This is a genomic window from Castellaniella sp. (assembly GCF_034675845.1).
In the GTDB taxonomy this organism is placed as follows: domain Bacteria; phylum Pseudomonadota; class Gammaproteobacteria; order Burkholderiales; family Burkholderiaceae_B; genus Castellaniella.
Genome location: NZ_JAUCCU010000001.1, coordinates 1,817,865 through 1,840,893 on the forward strand (window position 1 = coordinate 1,817,865; position 23,029 = coordinate 1,840,893).

Genomic DNA, 23,029 nt, shown 5'->3' on the forward strand with positions numbered 1-23,029 from the left:
GCTGCAAAAGCCTGGGGAGACATCGCATCATGGCAGACTCCGCCCCCTCGGATACGCAACTCGCATTTGATTACATCGTCGTGGGGGCCGGATCAGCCGGTTGCCTGCTGGCCAACCGCCTGTCGGCCAAGCATCGTGTCTTGCTGCTTGAAGCCGGTGGCCCTGACGACTGGCGCTGGATTCATATCCCGGTCGGCTACTTATATTGCATCGGCAATCCCCGCACCGACTGGTGCTATCACACGCAGCCGGACCCCGGCCTCAATTATCGGTCGCTGGGCTATCCGCGCGGGCGGGTGCTGGGGGGGTCTTCATCCATCAATGGCATGCTGTATTTGCGGGGCCAGGCCGCCGACTACGACCACTGGGCGGCGCTGGGCAATCCCGGCTGGTCCTGGGCGGATGTGCTGCCCTTGTTCATGGCTGTCGAGGATCACCACGCCGGGGCCAGCGATTTCCATGGGGCGTCCGGTACCTGGCGGGTCGAGTCCCAGCGTCTGCGCTGGGATGTGCTGGATGCCTTTCGCGAGGCCGCCGACCAAGCTGGCATTCCCCGCACGGAAGACTTCAACCAGGGCGACAATGCCGGTTGCAATTACTTCGAGGTCAACCAGCGCCGCGGGGTGCGCTGGAATGCCGCCAAGGCCTTTTTGCATCCGGTCATGGGGCGGGAAAATCTTCAGGTACTGACCGATTCCCGCGTCGAGCGCCTGGAGTTCTCCGGTCGGCGTGCCACCGGCGTGGCCTTTGTCCAGGGGGGGCGACGTCGCCATGCCCAGGCCACCCGGGAAATCATTCTTGCCGCCGGGGCCATTGGTTCGCCTCAATTGCTGCAGGTTTCCGGGATTGGCCCGGCCGATCGCCTGCGTCAACTGGGGGTGCCGGTGGTGCATGACCTGCCGGGGGTCGGCGAAAACCTGCAGGATCATCTGCAACTGCGCATGATCTATCGTTTACAGGGGGCGCTGACGCTCAATACCCTGGCCAATGCGTGGTGGGGCAAGGCCTGGATGGGCCTGCAATACGCTCTGTTGCGCCGTGGGCCACTATCCATGGCGCCGTCGCAGCTGGGCGCTTTTGCCCGATCCGATCCCTCGCGTCACCGGCCCAATCTCGAATATCACGTCCAGCCGCTGTCACTGGATAAATTTGGCGATCCCTTGCATCGTTTTCCGGCCATGACCGCATCGGTCTGCAATCTGCAGCCCAGCAGCCGGGGTTATGTGCGCATCACGTCGCCCAACGTGGCCGACCAGCCCGATATACTCTGCAATTATCTGCAGACGCCCGATGATCGGCGGGTCGCCGCCGATGCCTTGCGCCTGACCCGTCACATCATGGCCCAGCCTGCGCTGGCACGTTATCAGCCCCAGGAATACCTGCCCGGCGATGCCGTGCAGACCCAGGATGCCCTGGAGGCCTGCGCAGGCGATATAGGCACCACGATTTTCCATCCGGTGGGGACATGTAAAATGGGTGTCGATCCGCTGGCGGTAGTCGACCCCACCTTAAAGGTGCGGGGGGTAGAAAACCTGCGGGTGATTGACGCATCCATCATGCCGGTCATCACCTCGGGCAATACCAATTCGCCCACCATCATGATTGCTGAAAAAGGCGCCCGCCTGATCCTGGGTGGCGCCTGAGTCTTTCTTCGGGCTGGCGTGGCGCTGCAGTTCTGGTGCCGTCGGCTTCTTTAGCCCTGGCCTGTCGGGCGGCGTTATTGTCGCGCAATGGGCCGGTCACATCGTTTTTTTCTGGATTCGGATATGGTCAGTCACACCGAAGTAGTGGCCAGTGTATTGTTTGCCATTGCTATCATCCACACGTTTTCGGTGCCGGTTTTTGCGCGCTTGGCGAACAAAGGCGGGCGTCATGCCGGTTTATGGCATTTATTGTCCGAGGTCGAGGCCGTGTTTGGCGTGTGGGCCTGTGCCTTGTTTATCTGGATGGCGGTGGCGCTGGGGGTCAAGGGGGCGGTCGAATACCTGGATACCCGTAATTTCACCGAACCTGCTTTTGTCTTCGTCATCATGGTGGTGGCCGCCAGTCGGCCCATCATCGAACTCGTCCATTTGGTGGTCGATGGCGTGGCCAGGGTACTGCCTGTGCAGGCAGAGCTCGCGCGCTTTTTTGTCATCATGACACTGGTGCCGCTGTCGGGTTCGCTCATCACCGAGCCCGCCGCCATGACGCTGGCGGCACTGCTCCTGCGACAGGCCTATTTTCGTCGTCCGGGACAGGATGGTTTCAAATATCTTGCCGTGGGGGTGCTGTTTGTCAATATCTCCATCGGCGGGGTGCTCACAGCCTATGCGGCACCGCCCGTGTTGATGGTCGCCCAGACCTTCGGCTGGGATACTGCATTCATGGCGACACATTTTGGCTGGCGGGCAGTCACCGCCGTATTGATTAACGGTCTGGTGCTTACTTGGCTATGTCGGCCCTTTTTGCTCAGTGGGGATATCGGCGGCACCCAGGCTCAGGATGATCCGCGTCCGCCCGTATCGCGGGTGGTGATGGCCGTGCATGTGTTGTTTCTGATCGGGGTGGTGCTGTCCTCGCATCACATCAAGATTTTCCTGGCGCTGCTGGTGCTGTTCATCGGTTACGCGCATGCCTATAAGCGCCACCAATCGCCTTTGTTGCTGCGTGAAGGCTTGATGGTGGGTTTCTTTCTGGCGGGCCTAGTGGTGCTGGGTGGCCTGCAGCAATGGTGGTTGCAGGATCTGCTGGGTGGCCTGTCGCCATTTGTACTGTTTGTAGGGGCCACGGCGTTGACTGCGTTGACCGATAACGCCGCCCTGACCTATCTGGGTTCGCTGGTCGAGAACACGGGCGAGCTCTGGCGCTATATGTTGGTGGCCGGCGCGGTGACCGGTGGCGGCCTGACAGTGATTGCCAATGCGCCCAATCCCGCAGGGTTTTCCATCCTCAAAGGCTGCTTTGGCGATGGCACGATCTCGCCGCTGCGGCTGCTGGGCGCGGCGGCGGTGCCGACGCTGGTGGCGGCCATCATGTTTTTGATACCCACCTCGTTTACCTAAAAAGACTAAAATTCAGACAGTTGAGACTTACAGGACATTCGCTGTGCCTATTTATGTATATCGTTGCAGTCATTGCGGTCATCAGCAGGACGTATTGCAAAAGATTTCTGATCCGCGCTTGACCACCTGCCCGTCGTGCGGCCAGGAGGCCTACGAAAAACAGGTCACTGCAGCAGGCTTTCGCCTTAAGGGATCCGGCTGGTACGAAACCGATTTCCGGGGCGGCACCAAGTCCGGTTCGCATTCTGATGGGGTGTTGGGCTCGGCCTCTCCGGGGGCATCATCCGAGGCCTCGGGCAGTGCAACGCCTGCTGCGGGCGGGGGGGCGAGTACCTCCCAGCCCGGCGCTGCCAGCGGCTCTGCGGCAGCTTCCAGCTAAGCCCTGATCCAGGTCACATGCGATTTTTCAAACGTTATTTCATCACAGGCCTGTTGATCTGGCTGCCATTGGTTGCCACGATCTGGGTGCTGACGGTGCTGGCGCGCACCCTGGGCTCTATGGTGCCGGCGTTTTTGTCGCCAGAGGCCTTGTTTGGGGTGGCGATCCCCGGCTTTGAACTGGCGCTGGTTCTCTGCATTATTCTGTTTACCGGCCTGTTTTGCGCCAATTTTATTGGCAGCGCCATTTTATCGCGTTGGGAAGCCTTGCTGGGGCGCATCCCCTTGGTGCGCTCCATTTATAATTCGGTCAAACAGGTCGGCGATACCGTCTTTGCCCCTAATGGTCAGGCCTTTCGCCAGGCCGTCTTGGTGCAGTATCCGCGCCAAGGGGCCTGGACGATTGCGTTTCTCACCGGTGTCCCCTGCGACGAAATCGCGGGTCGGCTGGTCGGAGACTATGTCAGCATCTATGTGCCGACCACGCCTAACCCGACTTCCGGCTTTTTTCTGATGATGCCGCGCACCGATATTCAGGTGCTGGACATGTCCGTTGAAACCGCCCTGAAATATATTGTTTCCATGGGGGTGGTGGCGCCATCCGCCCTGACACCACCGCCCACAGTGCGGTCGGCGTCGGCCGCTGGCGACATTGCCCAATAAAATCCAAGCACAGTCTTGCTTTCAAATATTCGGAGCTCTTCTTGAACCGTACCTGCTACACCGGCGAGGTGTCCAAAGCCCACCTTGATCAGACCGTCACCCTGTTTGGCTGGGTGCATCGTCGCCGCGATCACGGCGGTGTTATTTTCATCGACCTGCGTGACCGGGCAGGATTGGCGCAAATCGTGGTCGATCCCGACAACCACGAAGGCTTTGCCACGGCTGAGCGGATTCGCAATGAATATTGCGTGCGCATCACGGGCTTGGTGCGCTTGCGCCCGGAAGGCACGCGCAATCCGGATCTGCTGTCCGGTGACGTGGAAATTCTTTGCCGCGAAATCGAAATCCTGAATGCCTCACTGACCCCGCCGTTTCAGTTGGATGACGATAACCTGTCCGAGACCACCCGCCTGACGCATCGGGTGCTGGATCTGCGCCGTCCGCAGATGCAGCGCAACCTGATGTTGCGCTACCGTGTCTCCTTGGTGGCCCGAAACTACCTCGACAAACTGGGCTTCATCGACATCGAGACCCCCATGCTGACCCGCAGCACCCCCGAAGGCGCTCGCGATTACCTGGTGCCGTCGCGCGTGAATCCCGGCGAATTTTTCGCTTTGCCGCAGTCGCCTCAGTTGTTCAAGCAAATGCTGATGGTGGCGGGTTTTGATCGCTACTACCAGATCACCAAGTGCTTCCGTGACGAGGATTTGCGTGCTGACCGTCAGCCTGAATTCACCCAGATCGATTGCGAAACATCCTTCCTGGACGAGGTCCAGATCCGCGAGATCTTCGAAGGTATGGTGCGCGATATCTACAGTCAGGTGCTGGAAGTGGCCCTGCCCAATCCTTTCCCGGTGATGCCCTGGTCCGAGGCGATGGGCCGTTTCGGCTCGGATAAGCCCGATCTGCGGGTCAAGCTCGAATTTATCGATGTGGCCGACCTGATGCAGGATGTGGATTTCAAGGTCTTTGCCGGTCCGGCCAAGGACCCGGCCTGCCGGGTGGTGGCCTTGCGGGTGCCCGGTGGCGCCAGCATGCCGCGCAGCGAGATCGATGCCTATACGCAGTTCGTGGCGATTTATGGCGCGCGCGGTCTGGCCTACATCAAGGTCAACGACGCCACGGCCATCCCCGAGGGCCTGCAGTCGCCCATCGTCAAAAATATTCATGCGGATGCCTTGCGTGGCCTGATTGCACGCACCGGCGCCCAGGACGGTGATCTGATTTTCTTTGGCGCCGACCGCACCAAGGTCGTCAATGACGCCATCGGCGCCTTGCGCGTCAAGATCGGCTTGAGTGAATTTGGCCGCACGCATGGCCTGTTCGAAGCTGGCTGGCAGCCGTTGTGGGTGGTGGACTTCCCGATGTTCGAGTACAACGAGGAAGACCGGCGCTACACCGCTGCCCATCACCCCTTCACCTGCCCAAAGCCCGGCCACGAGGACTTGCTCGAGTCCGACCCAGGCAGCGCCCTGGCCCGTGCCTACGACATGGTCATTAACGGGTGGGAAGTCGGTGGTGGCTCCGAACGCATCCATCGCGCCGATGTTCAGACCAAGGTCTTCAAGGCCCTCAATATCGACGAGGACGAAGCCCGCGAGAAGTTCGGTTTCCTGCTGGATGCGCTGCAGTTTGGTGCGCCCCCGCATGGTGGCCTGGCCTTCGGCCTGGACCGTTTGGTCACCTTGATGGCAGGGGCCGAATCGATCCGCGACGTCATTGCCTTCCCCAAGACTCAGCGGGCTCAGGACTTGCTGGTGCAGGCCCCGTCTGCCGTGGATGAAAAGCAGTTGCGTGAGCTGCATATTCGCTTGCGTCAGCCCGAGACCAAGTAAACGCAGGGCCGCGCCATGTCAGTCCTGCGAGTCGTCAGCTACAACATCCATAAGGGGCGTTCTGCCACGGGTGGGCGTGAATCGCTGGCGGACTTGCGCCTGGGCTTGTATGGTCTGCGGCCCGATCTCCTGTTCTTACAGGAAGTCCAGGGCCGCAATCAGCACCATGGCAGCCTGGACGCTCAGCACGAATCCCTGGCGGCCGCGATGCACATGCACGCAGCCTATGGCTGCAACGCCGTGCATGCCACCACCGATCACGGCAATGCGCTGCTGTCGCGCTATCCGATTCTGTACTACGAAAATCAGGATATCTCCGACCATAGGCTGGAACAGCGCGGTCTGCTGCATGGCGTCGTCCAAGTCGAAGATACCCCGGTGCATTGTCTGGTGGTGCATCTGGGTTTGCTGGCAGGCGGACGATCACGGCAGGTTCATGCCCTGGTAGAGCGTATCCGCCGTCTGGTGCCCGCCCACGAACCCCTGCTGATCGCGGGTGACTTCAATGACTGGACCAATCGACTGGCGCCCTTGTTCGTGCAGCAGTTGGGCTTGGTCGAGGTCTTTGCAGCCGCGCCTCAGGGCACCGACGAGATCTATCGCCTGCGACATCGTGTGGCTCAGTTGCGTCAGCGCATGTTTTGGCTACGAGGCCAATCCCAGGATATCGCACCTGCTTTGTCCATGACGGGGCTGGATGCCCGCCTGACGCCGCCGCCGCGTACGTTTCCATCGGTTTTTCCCTGGCTGCGCCTGGATCGCATCTACCAGCGTGGCTTTGCCGTGCGTCGTGCCCGCGTCCTGCATGGTGCCCCCTGGAAGAAAATCTCCGATCATGCGCCCCTGGTGGCCGAGCTGGAATTGCCCTGATCGGAACTCTCAATCATCTGGCGTGTCTAACTTTAGTTACCAGGAAATTAGCACTCAGCCTCTTAGAGTGCTAAGATTAAGCAATCATCAAGGATATCGCCACCATGAGCCTTCCCTCGTCATCCCTGGCGCTGGCACCGGCCCAGCTCGCGCAGGCTATTTCCAATCCTGGCGCTCTGGGCTCCATCGAAGCCTACATCAGTGCCGTCAACCGTCTTCCGCTGCTGACTGCCCAGCAAGAATCCGATCTTGGGCGTCGTTTGCGCGACGACAATGATCTGGCCGCTGCGCGTGAACTCATTCTGTCGCACTTGCGGCTGGTGGTGTCGGTCGCCCGTCAATACCTGGGCTATGGCCTGGCCCATGCCGATCTTATCCAAGAAGGGAATATCGGTCTGATGAAGGCCGTGCGTCGTTTCGACCCCGAACGCGGTGTGCGACTGGTGTCCTTTGCCGTCCACTGGATACGTGCCGAGATCCATGAGTACGTCGTGCGTAATTGGCGTTTGGTCAAAATCGCCACCACCAAGGCTCAGCGCAAACTATTCTTTAATCTGCGGCGCATGCGTCCAGACGGGCAGACGCTGGGGCCGGATCAGGTCTCGGATATTGCCCGCGAACTCAATGTGCGCCCCGAAGACGTCGCCGAAATGGAAGTCCGTCTGTCCGGCGGCGATTGCGCGCTGGATGCCTCCAACGACGACGAAGATCGCTTTGCGCCCATTGCGTGGCTGGCGGACGACACCCAATCGCCAGATCAGATCCTGGCCCGTCGCCGCATGGATACCTTGCAGACTGAAGGCCTGGCCCAGGCTTTGGGTGACTTGGATGCACGGTCCCAGCATATCGTCCAGTCGCGCTGGCTGGCCGATGACGGTGGTGCCACCCTGCACGAACTCGCCGCTGAATATGGCATCTCGGCCGAGCGTGTGCGCCAGATCGAATCTGCCGCACTCAAAAAACTCAAGATTGCCCTGGCGGATCGCCAGGCAGACTTCGCCGCTGCCTAAGCCTGCACGCACTGCCTGTTGGATAGTCGGCTGACTGTCCATCGGGTCAGGTGGCCGTATGGATATGACACGCAAAATCATCCATGTAGTCATGATTTAACATTTAGTTTCATTTTGGTGCTGCTTTTCCCGGAACTTTTCCTTTTTGGGGCGGACTAATTGAACAATGGACGGATACTCGGCTCCCTGGCCGTGACGTCCTGTCGTCCGCTTCAGTTTCTCCTCTTCCCCTCCCTATCGAAGCGGATGTTCATGGGATGCCTCCCCGGCATCCCTTTTTTTTTTGGCGCGTCCATGCCGGACTGGCTCGGCTGCCGGGCTTCCGCTTGCCCATCAATCTCTTGATGTGCATCAAATTGATTTTTCGGAGGCACGCTTTTTTGCCCCCTGATCAGGCGGCTTGTCGATATGATGGAACTGATCGGGCCAAATCTGCCCGGCAGGTCGCAAACCACAGGAGGATTTCCATGTTAGGTCGCATTGCCATTCATTTAAGTGACGATAAGGCGTGTACACGTCGCATCGAGGCTGGTATTTTGTTGGCCAAGGCACATCAGGCCGAGCTTGTCGGTATCTATGCGCCAGGGGGGATTATCGGGCGCACTTATGAAGAAAGCATCATGCCACCCGATGTCAGCAAACTACTGCGTGGCCGCTACGACGAGGATCGTGCTGCTGTCCAGAAGGTCTACACGGAAAAAACCGCCGCAGCAGGCATACAGGCCGACTGGCGGGTGCCAAAGGGCGAAACCGATGCAGCCCTAAGTCTGCATAGCCGCTATTGTGATCTGATCATCATGAGCAAAGGCGACCAGTCGGATAGTTTCTCCGCCTTTACGCCCAATCTGCCCGAGACCGTGATGATGGCTGCCGGGCGTCCCGTGCTGATGATTCCCAACTTTGGCGCCATCGAATCCATCGGGCAGCGCGTGCTTTATTGCTGGGATCAGCGTCGTGAAGCTGCCCGTGCCTTTGCGGATGCCGCGCCGCTGCTGCGCGAATCCAAGGAATTGGCCGTGCTGGAGATCGACCGCGAGGAAGACGTGTTGCAGTCCCAGGATTTGCGGGATGACGATTTCAGCCGCTATTGCGTCAGCCTGGGCTACCCGAAACCCAAAAGCCTGCTGAAGCGCAGCGAGGGCTTCGGGGTCGGCAATGTCATTCTGAATACCGCGACCGACCTGGCCAGCGACCTGATCGTGATGGGCGCATATGGGCATAGCCGCATGCGCCAGTGGGTGATGGGGGGCGCTTCCCGGACGCTGCTGTCATCGATGACGGTGCCGGTGCTGCTGTCCAACTGATCGGCGTCAGCAGGGCTTCATCCCTGCGGCAAAATAATGGGGTCAGACACCATTTTTAAAAATGGTGTCTGACCCCATTATTCATGGCGCAACACATGCCTGTCATGGGCCCTGGCTGATGTTTGCGCCATGGATCGCATGGCATACTGGCGTATCGGGATTCTCTGAGTCATCATGAAAATTGGCCTCTTGGTATTTGGCCTGGCGGGCTTGCTGGCCCTGATCTCTTTTATGCCGCCCTTGGCGGGGCGCCTGCGCTTGCCTTATTCGGTATTGCTGGCCATCGTCGGCTTTGTGCTGGGGGTGATCATTCATGTGCATGGCTGGGCGCCCGGGGTCGTGGCAGACTTCCTGGATTCGCTTCAGCACTTCGAGATATCCTCCGAGACTTTTTTGTTTGTCTTTCTGCCCGTGCTGTTGTTCGAGACGGCATTGGCCATGAATATCCGCCGTTTACTGGATGATATCAGCCCGATTCTGGTGATGGCGATTGTCGCCGTGGTGGTGTGCACCCTGGCGGTGGGGTTCTCACTGGCGGCCATATCGCCTTATGGCCTGGTGGTCTGCCTGATGCTGGGGGCGATTGTGGCCACCACCGACCCGGTGGCCGTGGTGGGGATATTTCGCGAGGTCGGGGCGCCTCGGCGTCTGACGACCTTGGTCGAGGGCGAGTCCCTGTTCAACGATGCGGCGTCCATTGCGCTGTATTCCGTGCTGCTCAGCGTGCTTTTTAGCGGTGGCGAACCTTCTGTCCTCGAGGTCGCCCGCAGTTTTGTGATCAGCTTTGTCGGCGGTGGCCTGGCGGGACTGGTCATGGGGCGTCTGGCGACCTCTTTATTCAGTTGGTTGCGCGGCTGGCCGACCGCCGAAGTCACCCTGACGGTGGCGCTGGCCTACCTGACTTTCTTCGTGGCGGAACACTACCTGGGGGTTTCCGGGGTGGTGGCCACGGTGATTGCCGGTCTGGTGGTGGGTTCCAGCGGGCGCACCCGCATGTCGCCCACCACCTTCGAACAACTGGAAGGCTCTTGGGCCCAATTTGGATTTTGGGCCAATTCCCTGATTTTTCTGTTTGCCGCCATGCTGATTCCGCGCATGATGGCCGAAATCACCTGGATGGAAGTTTTTTTGATCCTGGTGCTGTTCATCGTGACGCTGGCTGCGCGGGCGGTGATGGTGTATGGCTTATTGCCTTTGTTGGGGCGGTTGCGTTTATCAACCCGGGTCAGCCGGTCGTATCGGGCCGTGATGCTGCTGGGCGGGCTGCGGGGGGCGGTATCCCTGGCGTTAGCGTTGGCGGTCACCGAGCAGCCCGCCGTGCCGCATGAGGCGCGCCAGTTCATCGCCGTGGCTACCACGGGCTTTGTGCTGATGACCTTGTTCATCAATGGCCTGACCCTGCGGCCTCTGATCTCGCGTCTGGGGCTCAACCAGCTCTCGCCCGTGGATCGCGCTTTGCGGGATCAGGCCCAGGTGGTGGAACTTGAATCCCTGCGGCTGCGCATTGCCGAGATTGCCCGTAACGAACATATCGGCCAGGATGTACTGAACCGCTTGAAAACCGTGTTTGATGCCGGCCAGGCCAGTATGGATGCCAATCAGGTGCATCAGTTGTCCATGGATGAGCGGGTTGCGGTGGGGATGGGGATATTGGCCGGGCGCGAGGAAGAGATGTTTTTTGCCGCCCTGAAAGCCCAGGTGGTGGATTGGCGCACCGCAGAATCATTGCTGGCGCGCGCGGAGCGCCTGGGCGATGCGGTGCGGCTGGGCGGAATCGCAGGTTTCGAGGCCGACGTCGAGGCCGACTTGCGCTATTCCAAGGCTTTGCGCCTGGCCTTGCGTCTGCATCATCTGACCGGCCAGCCTTTCTGGTTGGCCCGGGCATTGGCCCAGCGTTTCACCAATCTGATGTCCAAATGGGCAGTCGCTCGCCGCCTGATCCAGTTTGCCCGCACGGATGTGCAGCCCTTGCTGGGAGCCGAGGTCACGGACATCATCATTGCTGCGCACCAGCGCCGCCTGGCCTTGCTGGACGGCGCCTTGCAGGCCATGGCCCTGCAATATCCCAGCTATGCCCAGCATATGCAGGCGTCCTATCTGGCCCGCATGGCGCGTTCGATGGAGCATGTCCGCTACCGGGACATGTTGGCGCAAAACCTGATCAGCGGTGAAACCTATGCCGACCTGGTGGAGCAGGTAGAGACTCGCTGGGGGCCGCTGGAAAAACAAAATGGCCTGGATATATCGTTAAGCGCAGCGGTGCTGGTCAAACGCGTCAGTCTGTTCGAGGGCCTGGATGAAAGCATGATGGCGGCCATCAGCAAAGTCCTGAAGCCGCGTCTGGCGATTCCCGGGCAAGAAATTCCCACCCGGATCGGGCGCAATAGCCGCGCCATGTATTTTGTCGCCTCCGGGGCGGTCGTGCTGGATTTGCCTGATGGCACCACCGCCGAATTGGGCAGCGGCCAGACTTTTGGCGAAATGGCCCTGGTGCTGCACCATGATTTTCAGGCGCAGGCGCATTCGCTGGGTTACAGCCGCCTGCTGATGCTGCAGGAGAAAGACTTCAAGAAGCTGCTGGAACGGTTTCCGGAGTTGAATGAAAAAATCAATACTATCGTGCGCCAGCGCTTGCGGGCGGTTGAGGTCTGGCAGCAGTTCGAGTCTGGCGAGCGCCAGCATGAACCGCTGCCGGACTTAGGAAGCCTGAAGCAATAGCCGGATATCGTGCGCCATGTCCTCGGGGGTCAGGGATGGCCCCAGCAGGGCGCGGGCATTGCCGTCCTGATCCAGCAGGTAAAAGGCCGCTGAATGATTCATGGCGTACTGCTGAGGGGTAGGGCCGGGTTCTTTGGCATAGAAGGCCTTGAAAGACCGGGCGGTCTTTTCCAACTGTTCGGGGGTGCCGGTCAGGGCCACGAAGGACGGATCGAAGGCGCCCACGTAGGCGTCCAGGATTTCCGGGGTGTCGCGGGCGGGGTCGACGGAGATCATGATGACCTGGACATTGCTGGCCTGTGCGCCCAGAAGCTCCAGCGCCTGGGCCGCCTGGGCCATGGCGGTGGGGCAGACATCCGGGCATTGGGTATAACCGAAGAATATCAGCAGGATCTTGCCCTGGTAGTCGGCCAAGGTGCGGGTCTGCCCCTGGGTGTCGACCATGGACAGGTCGCGGCCCAGCCCGCTGTCGCTGATGTCGTTGCCTTCGAAGGGCAGGGGAGTTGCGGTGCTGGGTGAGCAGCCCGTCAGAACCAGCGATAGGGTCGCGATGGCACCCGCCAACACGGTGCGGCGCGTAATGGGAAAAGATGAAATGGACATGCCTTACCTGGAACAATCTGAATAAAGGATAGTTTACGTGTCTTGGCCATCGCCATCTACTACAATGCTTCGATGGATTTGACTGCCGTGGCATTTTCCCTTGAAGAACTGATGGCCCGTCGTGCCCGTCTGGTACGGCGCGCGCAGCAGTTGCCGCCCGTGGGTGCCCGGCCTGTGACGGTGGCCGGCAGGGTGGCGGGCTGGGTCAGTCCCGCCGTGCTGGATGCCATCGCACAGCACCCCGGCGTTCATGTAGAACCCGAGGCCGCGCACCTGATGCCTGTGCCCGCCCAGCGCCTGGGCATGGATGCCGTCTTGCGCGAGATCGCCGTCATCATGCGCGACGCAGGTCAGATCCGCAGTTGGCGCAACGAACTTCTGGATGTCATTGCCGAGGGCCGTGTGCTGGCCCACATCGAGCGCGGCGCGGTGCGACCGCTGGGCCTGCTGACCCACGCGGTGCATCTTAGCGCCTGGGCGCCGGATGGGCGCATGTGGGTGGCGCGCCGATCACTGGATAAATCCACCGACCCCGGCCTCTGGGATACTTTGTCCGGAGGCCTGGTGTCGGCCGGCGAGGACCCCGCATCCGCCTTATTGCGCGAGTCCCACGAGGAAGCCGGCCTGGCGCCCGTGGAACTCGCCGCGCACAGCCCCTTGCGCACGGTGCTGCGCATGCACAGGCGCTTGCCCGATGGCTATCAGGTCGAGACCGTACACCTCAGCGACTGCGTCTTGGATGCCGCCACAGCGCCTGCCAGCCTGGATGGTGAGGTCATGGAGTTTCGCTGCGTCGATATGGGTGTCCTGCGCGATATGATTACCCATGGCGCCTTTACGCTAGAGGCCGAACTTTGTATTCTGGATTCATTGCAGCATCGTCTGTCCGCCGGTCAGACGGCTGTCCTGTTCAGCGGTTGATGCCAGCCTGACGCTGGCAAAGGAGTCATCATGGCACAAGATAAAAACAATCCGTTCGTGCTGCCTGGCTTTGGCCAGACGGGCGATGCTGCAGGTAACCCGTTGATGGCGGGCCTGGATATGATGCGTCAGGCCTGGCAGAATCTGGCGGGCGGCAGTACCCTGGAAACGCCTGCCATGCCGTCCTTGTCCCCCGAGGACCTGGATCGCCGCATTCGCGAATTGCAGACGGTCCAGAACTGGTTGCAGCTGAATGCCACGATGCTGGCCAGCACCATCCAGGGCCTGGAAATCCAGCGCAGTACCTTGAAGACCTTGCAATCTTTTGCGGAAGGGGCGTTTGCCGGGATGACGCCCGGCAGCCAGCCTGCTGATGCCGCGCCATCCGTTGTCGGCAGCGCGGCTGCGCAGGCGGTTGGCGATTCCAGTCAGGCGTATACCCAGGCGGCCAGCGATTGGTGGAATCTCGTGCAGCAGCAGTTCGAGCAATTGCGCGATGCCACCAAGGCCAGTTTCGACACCATGGCCGAGAGCGCCGAGGCCGTCAGCCCCAAGCCTAAGCGTGCGCCTGCCGCTAAACCCGCGCGGCAGGCATCCGCCGCAGAAGCGCCCAAATCCACGGCGCGTAAACCTGCTGCGGCGCCCAAGGCCGCTAAGGCCTCCAAAACTGCCGCTGCCCCAAAAAAGCGCAGCACTTAATTTCACCTCATCATTTATGCTGAACATCATCATCCTGGCGGCAGGCCAGGGCAAACGCATGCAGTCTGATCTGCCTAAAGTCCTGCACCCGATTGCGGGACGCGCCATGCTGGGCCATGTGTTGGCGGCCGCCCAAACGCTGTCCCCTGATCGGGTCGTGGTGGTGGTGGGTCATGGCGCTGCACAGGTGCAGGCCGCGTTTGCGGATGAAAATCTGGTCTTTGCCCTGCAGCAGCCGCAGCAGGGCACGGGCCACGCTGTCATGCAGGCCTTGCCGCATTTGCTCGAAGCCGATGCCGATGACACGACGCTGGTGTTGTATGGCGATGTGCCGTTGGTGCAGGCATCCAGTTTGCAGGCTTTGCTGCAGGCACGCGGGACAGGGCTGGCACTATTGACCGAAACCCTGGCTGACCCCACCGGCTATGGCCGGATCGTGCGTGATGCCCAGGGACGGGTGCAGCGTATCGTCGAACATAAGGACGCTACCGAGACCGAACGCGCCATTCGCGAGGTCAATACCGGCATCCTGGCGGCCCCGACGGCGGCTTTGCGCCGCTGGCTCGGCCAGATTGATAACCACAATGCCCAGGGCGAATACTACCTGACCGATATCGTCGGCCTGGCTGTGCGCGATGGCATGCCGGTCGCGCACAGCCAGCCTGCCGCGCACTGGGAAACCCTGGGGGTCAACAGCCGTATGCAGCAGGCCCAGCTGGAACGCATCTGGCAGGCCGAGCAGGCCCGTCGGCTGCTGGATCAGGGGGTCACCTTGGCAGACCCGGCGCGCTTTGATTTGCGCGGCACGCTGACGTGCGGGCGCGATGTCTTCATTGATGTGGGCTGCGTGTTCCTGGGGGCGGTGCAGTTGGCGGATGGGGTGCGGATTGGCCCGCATTGCGTAGTGCAAGATGCCCGGATCGGTCCGGGGGCGGTGCTGGATGCCTATACCCATGTCGATGGTGCCGTGGTCGGCGAATCTGCCCGGATCGGCCCGTATGCGCGGCTGCGCCCAGGGGCCGATATTGGTCCCGATGCCCATGTCGGCAACTTTGTCGAACTCAAGAAAACCCGCTTGGGACGTGGTTCCAAGGCCAATCATCTGGCCTACTTGGGCGATGCCCAGATTGGCGATCGGGTCAATATCGGGGCGGGCACCATTACATGCAATTACGATGGGGTCCATAAATTCCAGACCATCATCGAAGACGATGCCTTCATCGGTTCGGATACTCAGTTGGTGGCGCCCGTGCGGGTAGGCCAGGGCGCGACGCTGGGGGCAGGCACCACCCTGACCCACGATGCGCCTGCGGGCCAGCTGACCTTGTCCCGGCCCGAGCAGAAAACCATCCCCGGTTGGGCGCGTCCGGCGCGCAAGGCCTGACGCCAGACGCATGCGCGTCCTGCATTTGAATCTTGAAAAAGGCTGGCGCGGCGGTGAGCGCCAAACCTTGCTTTCCTTGCAGGGCTTGCAGGCGGCTGGCCATGCGGTGGCCTTGGCTGCGCGCACGGATGCGCCATTGGCCCAGCGCGCCCGGGCCGCCGGGATTTCCGTATTCGATTGCGCCGGCAGCGCGGCGCTGGTGCGCTTATTGCTGTCGCAGCGCCGCGCCTATGACATTATGCATGCCCAGACTGCTCAGGCCATGAGTCTGCTGGCGGTCTTGCGGCCGGTCTTGTCGGCGGCCCTGGTGTTCACCCGGCGCACGGCCTTCGATAAACCCGGTCATGCGCAGCGCCAGCGCTGGAAATGGTCGCGTGCCGATGCGCTGGTGGCCATCAGCCAGGCCGCCGCCGCTACGCCCAGGGCGCTGGGCCTGGAGGTTTGTGTGATCCCCAGCGCCGTACAGCCCTGGGTGGCTGATCCTGACCGGACGCGTGCCTTGTGCATGCAACTGGGGCTGGTCTCCACGGATGAGGCCCCGTCGGCGGGTCGGACGCCCGCCCCCCTGGGGCGAGGCCCCGTTTTGCTGACGACGGCGGCGCTCAGCCCTGAAAAAGATCCACTGACTCTGATCCGCGCCGTGGACCATCTGCGGGTGGACTATCCAGGTCTGCTTTGTGTGCATTGCGGGGCGGATGGCACGGCCACACAGGCTGCCCACGCAGAGGTTCAGGCCCTGGGCTTGCAGGACCATTACCGCTTCCAGGGGTTTCAGGCCCAGGTGGGGGATTATCTATCCTTGGCGGATGTCTACGTCAGCAGCTCTTTGGCTGAAGCGCTGGGGACCAGCGTGCTGGATGCGTGCCTGGCAGGCGTGCCGGTGGTGGCCACGGCGGTGGGCGGCCATCCGGAGATCCTGGAGCCTGACCGTGGCCTGCTGGTGCCTGCGGGCGATCCCCAGGCCTTGGCCCGGCGGATCGGCTGGCTGTTGCGCCATCCCGATGTGGCGCGGGCCATGGCACAGCGGGCGCAGGCCCATGTGGCGCGGGTGTATTCGGTGCCGGCCATGGTTGATGCCTATGCCCGGCTATATGCGGCTTGTTGCAGGCGCGCCTAGCCGGGTGCTGTTTTACAGTGCGCGCAGGGTGTCTTTGTAGTGGGCGGCGCGGGCGGCGTAGTCTTGGGCGCTGTGCTGCAGATGCGCGACCTCGGCGTCGGACAAGGTGCGTACGACCTTGGCGGGCGAACCCAGAATCAATGAACGCGGCGGGAAGACCTTGCCTTCGGTCACCAGGGCGCCGGCCCCGACTAGGCAGTGTTCGCCAATGACCGCACCGTTCAGAATCACAGCTTGAATGCCAATGAGCGCGCCATCGTGGACCGTGCAGCCATGCAGCATGGCCTGGTGGCCGACGGTGACCTGACGGCCTATCGTGAGAGGCTGTCCAGCGTCTACGTGCAGGACGGCGCCCTCCTGGATATTGGACTGTTCGCCGATGGTGATGGGCTCGTTGTCGGCCCGGATGACAGCCCCCGCCCAGACGCTGGTGCCGGCCTCTAGGGTGGCCGCACCGATAATGGTGGCTTCGGGGGCGACGTAGGCGCTTGGATCGATATGTGGGGTTAGTTCCCCCAGGGCGTAACAGGTCATGATGGTCTCCGATCAGGGTTTCTGACGCCTATAATCGCGCCATGATGACACGTATCCTAATCGTTCGCACGTCCTCGCTGGGGGATCTGGTGCATATGCTGCCGGCGATCAGCGATATTGCCCGACATGTGGCGGGCGCGCAGATCGACTGGATTGCCGAGGAATCCTTTGCCGAAATACCCGCCTGGCATCCGGCGGTACACGAGGTCATCCCGGTGGCGCACCGACGCTGGCGCAAGCATTGGTGGGACCCTCAGACCCGCCAGGAGCGCGCTGCCTTGCGCCTTTTGCTGGCCGGGCGCCGCTACGATGTCATTCTGGATATGCAGGCCTTGTTGAAGTCCGTCTGGCTGGTGCGTCAGGCCCACGGGCGGCGTCATGGCCTGGACTGGAAATCCGCCCGCGAACCACTGGCTTCGCTGTTCTATGACGTGCGGCATCGGGTGGAGTTCTGGCAGCCCGCCATCATCCGCCAACGCACGCTGGCGGCAGCGGCTTTCGGCTATGCGCTGCAGGGGCCACCGGATTTTGGCCTGCAGGCCATCACGGACGGGGTCGAGATCCAGCCTGTTGCCCTGATCATGCCCTCGGCCAGCCGCGACGATAAGCTCTGGCCGACGGAGCACTGGCAGCGAGTCTTCGATCATCTTCAGGGGCAGGGGTTGGGCTTGCGCCTGCTGGCCGGCAATGAGGCTGAGCAGGCCCGTGCCCAGGCGCTCATCCAGGGGCGTAACCAGGCCGAGGTCCTGCCTAAGTTGGGGCTGCGCCAAGTTGCCGATCACCTGGCCCAGGCACGTCTGATGGTTGGGCTGGATAGCGGCTTGACGCATCTCAGTGCGGGCCTGGGACGACCCACCATTGGTATTTACAAGGCCTCTACTCCGGTGCGTACGCCGCTGCAGGGATCGGCCTATACCGCCAGCCTGGGCGAGCGCGGACAAGAGCCAGATGCGGGTCGCGTCATCGCAGCCATCGACGAGGCGCTGAGTACCGCCTGCGATCCGCTAGGCCAGGCGTCGGGATGTCCATGAGCCGCCATCTCTATTCCTGGCTGCTGCGCCTGCTGTCACCCTTGTTGTTGGCCTGGATGGGGCTGCGGGCGCACCGGGCAGGCGGCCACTGGGAGGTCCTGGGCGCCCGCCGTTTCGGTTGGTACGGGGCTGCGCCCCAGCCCCAGTCGGGCTGCGTCTGGGTCCATGCCGTCAGCCTGGGCGAGACCCGGGCGGCGCAGCCCCTGATCCAGGCCTTGCTGGCACGCGGTCATTGCGTGCTCTTGACCCACCTGACCGCGTCGGGCCGGGCCGAGGGGCAGCGTGTCTATGCGTCTGAAATCGCCCAGGGTGCGCTGCGCCAGGCGTGGCTGCCCTATGATTTTCCGGGGGCGGTGCGCCGGTTCTTGCGTCACCATCAGCCTGCCTTGGGGGTCTTGATCGAGCGCGAGCTTTGGCCCAATCTGGTGCATGGCGCGCAGCAGGCCGGTATCCCGCTGGTGCTGGCCAGCGCACGTCTGTCGCAGGCATCCCTGCAAAGTACCTTGCGATGGGGGGGGGTGATGCGCCAGACCTATCGTGGCCTGACGCGTGTCTATGCGCAGTCGCTGGCGGATGCGCAGCGCCTGCAGCAACTGGGCGCCCGCGATGTCAGCGTGTCGGGAAATTTCAAATTTGATCTCTTGCTGGATCAGGACAAGGTTGTCCGGGGACGGGCGTTTTCCGCCCGATTGGAGCGGCGGATCGTGGCCGTGGCCAGTACCAGAGAAGGCGAGGACGCCGATTTCATTCGCGCTCTGGTCCACTACCTGGGTACCCGGCCCCATGCGGATCTGTCGGGTGCGCCGATTTTGTTTCTGCTGATTCCCCGCCACCCGCAACGTTTCGAGCAGGCGGCGGATCAGTTGGCCGCTGCGGGCCTGCCCTATGTGCGTCGATCGCAGCTCTTGTCGTTGGGCGATGGCAGCAGTTCAGCGCTGGCTGCTTGCCAAGAGGCCGCTGTGTTGCTGGGGGATACGCTGGGTGAAATGCCCTGGTATTACGCCTGCAGCCAGGTGGCCATTGTGGGCGGCAGCTTTGCACCCCTGGGGGGGCAGAATTTCATCGAAGCCTGCGCCCTGGGCTGTCCCGTGATCGTGGGGCCGCATGTGGCTAATTTCCAGCAGGCCGTGGCCGATGCCTTGGTGGCTGGTGCCTTGGTGCAGGTCAGGGATGCGGACCATGCGGTGCGCCAAGCTCTGCAGTGGCTGGAGGACCCGGCCGAACTAGCCCGGGTGGGGGCCGCCGGGCAATACTGGGTCGGTCAGCATCGCGGCGCGGTTGCCCGCGTGCTGGATGGCATCGAGGCCTTGCTGCCTCAGGCTGTTATTTAGTCGGGATTTGCAGGCCGTGGTATTTCTGGCCTAAGGCAATGGTGGCTTCAAAAAATCCTTCTTTGCTGCCGCAGTCGTAGCGCTCGCCCTGGTAGCGATGGGCAAAGACGGGGCGCTGTGTGAGCATGGCCGAAATCGCGTCTGTCAGCTGGATTTCCTGGCCTACTCCTGCTTGTGTCAGCCGCAAAAAATCGAAGATTTCGGGTTCCAGCACGTAGCGTCCGACGACTGCTTGATTGGATGGCGCGTCCTGGGGGGCGGGTTTTTCGACGATGTGATCGACCCGCGTGTTGCGGGCATCGACAGGGGTGCCCGCCACCATGCCGTATTTGCGAGAATCCCGGGGATCGATTTCCTGGATGGCCAGCACGCTGCCGTTGTGCTGGTGGGCGGCATCCACCAGTTGGCGGGTGACGGCGATATCGGCGTCCAACAAGTCATCGGCCAGCAGCACGGCAAAGGGCTCGTTGCCCACGATGGGGGCGGCGCACAGTACCGCGTGGCCCAGCCCCAGCGCCTGGGATTGGCGGGTGTAGATGCAGTGCACGTGCGGGGGAAGAATCGTTTGTACGCAATCCAGCAGGGCCTGTTTTCCTTTGGCCTGCAATTCGGACTCTAGCTCTGGGGCGCGGTCGAAGTGATCTTCGATGGCGCGTTTGTTGCGGCCAGTGATAAAGATCAGCTCGGTGATGCCTGCAGCCAGGGCTTCCTCGACGGCATATTGGATCAAGGGCTTATCGACGATAGGCAGCATTTCCTTGGGCATGGCCTTAGTGGCCGGCAGGAAGCGCGTGCCTAGGCCAGCCACCGGAAAGACAGCTTTGCGTATGGGTTTCATCGTGTGGTGAATTCTGGAGGTAGAGGGATGCCAGGCACCAGTGCTTGTTGGCTGCGCTGCGACAGGGGACGGGGTGTACGCCCTTCTTCGGCGGGAGGAGGGCCGAAAAAAACCCTGGCCATAGGCCAGTAGCGCCAGATTGGCAATGACGGCAAGGGTCAGCAGGAAGCGCATGATGGAGTCCGGTAGCCGGGAAGGTGCGGTGGACAGTATATCAACTTGACGGGCTGGTCAGGCTGGCCAGTCCATCCAGGACGGGGCTGTCCAGCGTGGGAATCGTCCAGGCGGGCCGCTGCAGCGCCTGCAGTGCCTGATTCAGGTCGGCTTGCGCCACGTTGCGGATCAGCGGCCAGCCGCCGCCACAGCAAAATACCAGGGGTGCTCGGCCATTGGCGTGCCGCCGCAGGCAGTGCCATTGGTGTAGCAGGGCGCCCGCCTGGGCAGCGGCAATGCCGCTGGCGATGGCATCATGGGTGTTGTGTGGAAAATCCATGGGCTGGCCATCTGCCAAGGGGAGCTGGGCGGTGCCCTGCGCCAGGCTTTGGGCCATCAGATAAGGGCCTGGCAGAATCAAGCCGCCGATAAATTCCGGCAGGCCGGCATGGGTGGCAGGCATCAAGGCATCCAGGGTGGTGGCTGTGCCGAAGCTGGCCAGCAGGGCAGGCTGGCCCTGTTGCCAGGCGGGGCTGTCCCGCAGGTGCGAGAGCAATCCCAGCAATCCCAGCCAGCGATCAGCCCCCATGCGGTCAGGATCGGCGTAGATATTGTGCAGCCTGTCTTGCCCGTCGCGGGGCGTACACCAGCGGATCGGCAGCCCCCAGGCCTGATGGCAGGCCAGTTGGATGCGCGCGGCCACATCGGCCCCGGCGACATTGGAGGCCAGTATCTGGCTGGGGCGACCGGGCGCCTGGCGGGCCAAATCCGGCAGGCCGCTGTAATCCAGCGTCCGGGCAGGGGTGCGTGGGGATGTGGCGGTTGCCTGCCAGGCGAATTTGGCCCGGGTATTGCCCGCATCGATCAGCAGCATCATTGGTGCAGGCGCACAGAGATTTCACCCACGGAAATCGCCTGGGTGCCGCGTGCATTGCGCAGCAGCAACTGGCCTGACGCATCGATGCCGCAGGCCACGCCGGTATGCAGGAGCTTGCCGTCATCGAAGACGTCGATGGCCTGGCCTGCCAGCGCGTCGACCTCGGTATAGCTGCTGGGCAGATCCATGAACCCATAGGCAGTGACGTTGTTCAGGGCCTGATACCAAGCCTGGGCAGCGCTGACCACCAGGCTGGTGATCGGGGTCTGGACGGCTACGCGGTCCTGTGCCGTGATGCCGGCCCAGTCGGCGATACGGCGATTCAGCGATTGGGACAGGGCGCGGGCATCCAGCAGATTCAGCCCCATGCCAATAATGATCAGGTGGTGGTCGGCGGCTTGGGCCATCCCGGCGCGGGTGGATTCGATGAGTATGCCGGCCAGTTTGGCCTGGTCCCATTGCAGGTCATTGGGCCATTTCATGTTCAGGCGTGATTGCTGGGGAGCATCCAGGTGCTGGCGCAGCGCCTGGCAAGTGACCATGCCGATCAGCGGCGCCAGCGTGGATAGCTGGCGTGTCGGCAAGAACACATCAAAGGCGCAGGAGAACATCAGGTTGGACCCCACCCGGTTTTGCCAGGTGCGCCCGGCCCGGCCTCGGCCGTGGAGCTGCAGGTGCGTGCCCAGCAGCCAGGGCCGTGCTGTCTGGCCGGGATCGTCTACCGACCAGCGGGCGCGGTTGATCAGATCCGCATTGGTGGAGCTGGTCTCGGTTTTCCAGTCAATCTGGCGAAACTGGGGGAGGGCAGCCCGCAACGCCGTCGTCATGTCGGCGGGATCAAGCAGCACTGGGCAGGGGCCGGAATCAGGACCTGTCATATGGTTAGAATGGGGGTTGAAAATTTGATTGGAAATCCGGATCATGAGTTTGCTGACCAAACAATCCACTTTTCAGGGTTTGTCCGGTACGGTTGAATATACCGTGGACTACCCCGAGCAGTCACCTGTTGGCTGGGCGCTGGTGCTGCATCCGCACCCGCTGCATGGTGGCACCCGGGATAATAAGATCGTCACGACGGTGGCGCGCACCTGTGTCCAAAACGGCCTGATGGCCATCCGGCCAAACTTCAGGGGGGTGGGCGAATCCTCCGGAGAGTTCGACCAGGCGGTGGGCGAGACTGCCGATATGCAGGCCTGTGTCCAGCATATTGCACAGACCTGGCCGCAGCTGGCTCAGGCGCCCTGGGTGTTGGCGGGGTTCTCCTTTGGATCGGCCGTAGCCGCCCAATTGTATGCAGAACTCGCGGACCAGAACCAGTCCCTGCCGACGCGGCTCATGCTGATCGGTTGTGCGGTAGAGCGCTTTCGCTATCGGCCTTTGGCGATGCCGCCCGACACATTGATGATCCATGGCGAGCACGACGAGGTCGTGCCGCTGTCCGAGGGGATGGACTTTGCCCGGACGCATCAGTTGCCCCTGACGGTGATCCCGGATGCGGGGCATTTCTTCCATGGCAAGCTCTTGCTGCTGCGCCAGATTGTCCAGGCCCATCTGGCTGGACTGGCTTCCGCCTGATCCGCCGATTTCGGCATGTCAGCCGGGCCGCAAGGTTGCAGTTTTTTGCGTTTTGTCTCGATTTCAGACACAGGCATGGGAATTGTCCCTGGACAGCCTGCCTATAATGGGCCTCACGCCTGTTTCAACTCCCTCATTCAATGA

21 protein-coding genes are annotated in these 23,029 nt (G+C 61.9%); 16 read left to right on the forward strand and 5 right to left on the reverse strand.

Annotated elements, in window-relative coordinates; translation table 11 throughout:
* Positions 1 to 29: 29 nt before the first annotated feature.
* The 9 genes from VDP81_RS08740 (at position 30) to VDP81_RS08780 (ending at position 11,822) form a co-directional block, all read left to right on the forward strand.
* Positions 30 to 1,643: a GMC family oxidoreductase gene (locus VDP81_RS08740; protein ID WP_323012069.1), complete on the forward strand. Its 1,614-nt coding sequence runs from the start codon at positions 30 to 32 to the stop codon at positions 1,641 to 1,643.
* Positions 1,644 to 1,766: 123 nt separating this feature from the next.
* The gene (locus tag VDP81_RS08745; RefSeq protein WP_323012070.1) at positions 1,767 to 3,044 is read left to right on the forward strand and encodes a putative Na+/H+ antiporter; all 1,278 of its coding nucleotides are present in this window, start codon (positions 1,767 to 1,769) and stop codon (positions 3,042 to 3,044) included.
* A gap of 43 nt (positions 3,045 to 3,087) precedes the next feature.
* On the forward strand, positions 3,088 to 3,423 hold the full coding sequence (locus VDP81_RS08750) for a zinc ribbon domain-containing protein (protein WP_323012071.1): 336 nt from the start codon (positions 3,088 to 3,090) through the stop codon (positions 3,421 to 3,423).
* 17 nt (positions 3,424 to 3,440) lie between these two features.
* Positions 3,441 to 4,085 carry a DUF502 domain-containing protein gene (locus VDP81_RS08755; RefSeq protein ID WP_323012072.1) on the forward strand — a complete coding sequence of 215 codons (645 nt, stop codon included), beginning with the start codon at positions 3,441 to 3,443 and terminating at the stop codon, positions 4,083 to 4,085.
* Between the two features lie 41 nt (positions 4,086 to 4,126).
* Positions 4,127 to 5,920 (forward strand): aspartate--tRNA ligase, encoded by a 1,794-nt coding sequence (gene aspS / locus VDP81_RS08760; RefSeq protein ID WP_322995955.1) that lies wholly within the window; start codon positions 4,127 to 4,129, stop codon positions 5,918 to 5,920.
* A 15-nt stretch (positions 5,921 to 5,935) separates the two neighbouring features.
* Complete coding sequence (locus VDP81_RS08765) at positions 5,936 to 6,790, forward strand: endonuclease/exonuclease/phosphatase family protein (protein ID WP_322995956.1); 855 nt, start codon at positions 5,936 to 5,938, stop codon at positions 6,788 to 6,790.
* Between the two features lie 104 nt (positions 6,791 to 6,894).
* The gene (rpoH, locus tag VDP81_RS08770; RefSeq protein ID WP_323012073.1) at positions 6,895 to 7,800 is read left to right on the forward strand and encodes an RNA polymerase sigma factor RpoH; all 906 of its coding nucleotides are present in this window, start codon (positions 6,895 to 6,897) and stop codon (positions 7,798 to 7,800) included.
* Positions 7,801 to 8,267: 467 nt separating this feature from the next.
* The gene (locus tag VDP81_RS08775) at positions 8,268 to 9,104 is read left to right on the forward strand and encodes a universal stress protein (protein WP_323012074.1); all 837 of its coding nucleotides are present in this window, start codon (positions 8,268 to 8,270) and stop codon (positions 9,102 to 9,104) included.
* Between the two features lie 174 nt (positions 9,105 to 9,278).
* On the forward strand, positions 9,279 to 11,822 hold the full coding sequence (locus tag VDP81_RS08780) for a cation:proton antiporter (protein WP_323012075.1): 2,544 nt from the start codon (positions 9,279 to 9,281) through the stop codon (positions 11,820 to 11,822).
* Here the strand turns inward: VDP81_RS08780 and VDP81_RS08785 are convergent.
* Positions 11,802 to 12,425, reverse strand: coding sequence for an SCO family protein (locus VDP81_RS08785; RefSeq protein WP_322995960.1), 624 nt, complete (start codon positions 12,423 to 12,425; stop codon positions 11,802 to 11,804). The genes VDP81_RS08780 and VDP81_RS08785 overlap by 21 nt on opposite strands.
* 42 nt (positions 12,426 to 12,467) lie before the next feature.
* Between VDP81_RS08785 and VDP81_RS08790 the strand changes: the two genes are divergently transcribed.
* The 4 genes from VDP81_RS08790 to VDP81_RS08805 are packed head-to-tail and all read left to right on the forward strand — an operon-like array spanning position 12,468 to position 16,546.
* Positions 12,468 to 13,346 carry an NUDIX hydrolase gene (locus VDP81_RS08790; RefSeq protein ID WP_322995961.1) on the forward strand — a complete coding sequence of 293 codons (879 nt, stop codon included), beginning with the start codon at positions 12,468 to 12,470 and terminating at the stop codon, positions 13,344 to 13,346.
* Positions 13,347 to 13,376: 30 nt separating this feature from the next.
* Positions 13,377 to 14,045: a PhaM family polyhydroxyalkanoate granule multifunctional regulatory protein gene (locus VDP81_RS08795; protein WP_323012076.1), complete on the forward strand. Its 669-nt coding sequence runs from the start codon at positions 13,377 to 13,379 to the stop codon at positions 14,043 to 14,045.
* A gap of 16 nt (positions 14,046 to 14,061) precedes the next feature.
* On the forward strand, positions 14,062 to 15,429 hold the full coding sequence (gene glmU / locus VDP81_RS08800; RefSeq protein ID WP_322995963.1) for a bifunctional UDP-N-acetylglucosamine diphosphorylase/glucosamine-1-phosphate N-acetyltransferase GlmU: 1,368 nt from the start codon (positions 14,062 to 14,064) through the stop codon (positions 15,427 to 15,429).
* 10 nt (positions 15,430 to 15,439) lie between these two features.
* Positions 15,440 to 16,546: a glycosyltransferase family 4 protein gene (locus VDP81_RS08805; protein ID WP_322995964.1), complete on the forward strand. Its 1,107-nt coding sequence runs from the start codon at positions 15,440 to 15,442 to the stop codon at positions 16,544 to 16,546.
* A gap of 12 nt (positions 16,547 to 16,558) precedes the next feature.
* Here VDP81_RS08805 and VDP81_RS08810 read toward each other — a convergent pair whose 3' ends face one another.
* On the reverse strand, positions 16,559 to 17,080 hold the full coding sequence (locus VDP81_RS08810) for a gamma carbonic anhydrase family protein (protein WP_322995965.1): 522 nt from the start codon (positions 17,078 to 17,080) through the stop codon (positions 16,559 to 16,561).
* 41 nt (positions 17,081 to 17,121) lie between these two features.
* Here VDP81_RS08810 and waaC point away from each other — a divergent pair, with 41 nt between their 5' ends.
* Positions 17,122 to 18,111 carry a lipopolysaccharide heptosyltransferase I gene (gene waaC, locus VDP81_RS08815; protein WP_322995966.1) on the forward strand — a complete coding sequence of 330 codons (990 nt, stop codon included), beginning with the start codon at positions 17,122 to 17,124 and terminating at the stop codon, positions 18,109 to 18,111.
* Positions 18,108 to 19,442, forward strand: coding sequence for a 3-deoxy-D-manno-octulosonic acid transferase (locus tag VDP81_RS08820; RefSeq protein WP_323012077.1), 1,335 nt, complete (start codon positions 18,108 to 18,110; stop codon positions 19,440 to 19,442). The genes waaC and VDP81_RS08820 overlap by 4 nt, the downstream gene beginning before the upstream one ends.
* On the opposite strand, the gene galU is transcribed toward VDP81_RS08820, so the two are convergent.
* The 3 genes from galU to VDP81_RS08835 all read right to left on the reverse strand — a co-directional run bounded on the left by galU (position 19,435) and on the right by VDP81_RS08835 (position 22,188).
* Positions 19,435 to 20,280 (reverse strand): UTP--glucose-1-phosphate uridylyltransferase GalU, encoded by an 846-nt coding sequence (galU, locus tag VDP81_RS08825; protein WP_322995968.1) that lies wholly within the window; start codon positions 20,278 to 20,280, stop codon positions 19,435 to 19,437. The two genes, VDP81_RS08820 and galU, sit on opposite strands and share 8 nt — an antisense overlap.
* A 214-nt stretch (positions 20,281 to 20,494) precedes the next feature.
* Positions 20,495 to 21,310, reverse strand: a complete 816-nt coding sequence (locus VDP81_RS08830) for a type III pantothenate kinase (RefSeq protein ID WP_323012078.1) — start codon at positions 21,308 to 21,310, stop codon at positions 20,495 to 20,497.
* The gene (locus tag VDP81_RS08835) at positions 21,307 to 22,188 is read right to left on the reverse strand and encodes a biotin--[acetyl-CoA-carboxylase] ligase (protein WP_323012079.1); all 882 of its coding nucleotides are present in this window, start codon (positions 22,186 to 22,188) and stop codon (positions 21,307 to 21,309) included. Before VDP81_RS08835 ends, VDP81_RS08830 begins: the two co-directional genes overlap by 4 nt.
* A gap of 43 nt (positions 22,189 to 22,231) precedes the next feature.
* Here VDP81_RS08835 and VDP81_RS08840 point away from each other — a divergent pair, with 43 nt between their 5' ends.
* A complete protein-coding gene (locus tag VDP81_RS08840) occupies positions 22,232 to 22,885 on the forward strand; it encodes an alpha/beta hydrolase (RefSeq protein WP_323012080.1) in 654 nt (217 codons plus the stop codon).
* Positions 22,886 to 23,029: the final 144 nt, after the last annotated feature.

Excerpts from the sequence above, each read along its gene's own strand:
- glmU (WP_322995963.1), top strand. The coding sequence starts at position 14,062 with ATGCTGAACATCATCATCCTGGCGGCAGGCCAGGGCAAACGCATGCAG.
- VDP81_RS08795 (WP_323012076.1), top strand. The coding sequence starts at position 13,377 with ATGGCACAAGATAAAAACAATCCGTTCGTGCTGCCTGGCTTTGGCCAG.
- VDP81_RS08765 (WP_322995956.1), top strand. The coding sequence starts at position 5,936 with ATGTCAGTCCTGCGAGTCGTCAGCTACAACATCCATAAGGGGCGTTCT.
- VDP81_RS08835 (WP_323012079.1), bottom strand. The coding sequence starts at position 22,188 with ATGACAGGTCCTGATTCCGGCCCCTGCCCAGTGCTGCTTGATCCCGCC.
- VDP81_RS08805 (WP_322995964.1), top strand. The coding sequence starts at position 15,440 with ATGCGCGTCCTGCATTTGAATCTTGAAAAAGGCTGGCGCGGCGGTGAG.
- VDP81_RS08830 (WP_323012078.1), bottom strand. The coding sequence starts at position 21,310 with ATGATGCTGCTGATCGATGCGGGCAATACCCGGGCCAAATTCGCCTGG.
- VDP81_RS08745 (WP_323012070.1), top strand. The coding sequence starts at position 1,767 with ATGGTCAGTCACACCGAAGTAGTGGCCAGTGTATTGTTTGCCATTGCT.
- waaC (WP_322995966.1), top strand. The coding sequence starts at position 17,122 with ATGATGACACGTATCCTAATCGTTCGCACGTCCTCGCTGGGGGATCTG.
- VDP81_RS08755 (WP_323012072.1), top strand. The coding sequence starts at position 3,441 with ATGCGATTTTTCAAACGTTATTTCATCACAGGCCTGTTGATCTGGCTG.
- rpoH (WP_323012073.1), top strand. The coding sequence starts at position 6,895 with ATGAGCCTTCCCTCGTCATCCCTGGCGCTGGCACCGGCCCAGCTCGCG.
- VDP81_RS08840 (WP_323012080.1), top strand. The coding sequence starts at position 22,232 with ATGAGTTTGCTGACCAAACAATCCACTTTTCAGGGTTTGTCCGGTACG.
- VDP81_RS08810 (WP_322995965.1), bottom strand. The coding sequence starts at position 17,080 with ATGACCTGTTACGCCCTGGGGGAACTAACCCCACATATCGATCCAAGC.
- VDP81_RS08775 (WP_323012074.1), top strand. The coding sequence starts at position 8,268 with ATGTTAGGTCGCATTGCCATTCATTTAAGTGACGATAAGGCGTGTACA.
- VDP81_RS08740 (WP_323012069.1), top strand. The coding sequence starts at position 30 with ATGGCAGACTCCGCCCCCTCGGATACGCAACTCGCATTTGATTACATC.
- galU (WP_322995968.1), bottom strand. The coding sequence starts at position 20,280 with ATGAAACCCATACGCAAAGCTGTCTTTCCGGTGGCTGGCCTAGGCACG.
- VDP81_RS08780 (WP_323012075.1), top strand. The coding sequence starts at position 9,279 with ATGAAAATTGGCCTCTTGGTATTTGGCCTGGCGGGCTTGCTGGCCCTG.
- VDP81_RS08820 (WP_323012077.1), top strand. The coding sequence starts at position 18,108 with ATGAGCCGCCATCTCTATTCCTGGCTGCTGCGCCTGCTGTCACCCTTG.
- VDP81_RS08785 (WP_322995960.1), bottom strand. The coding sequence starts at position 12,425 with ATGTCCATTTCATCTTTTCCCATTACGCGCCGCACCGTGTTGGCGGGT.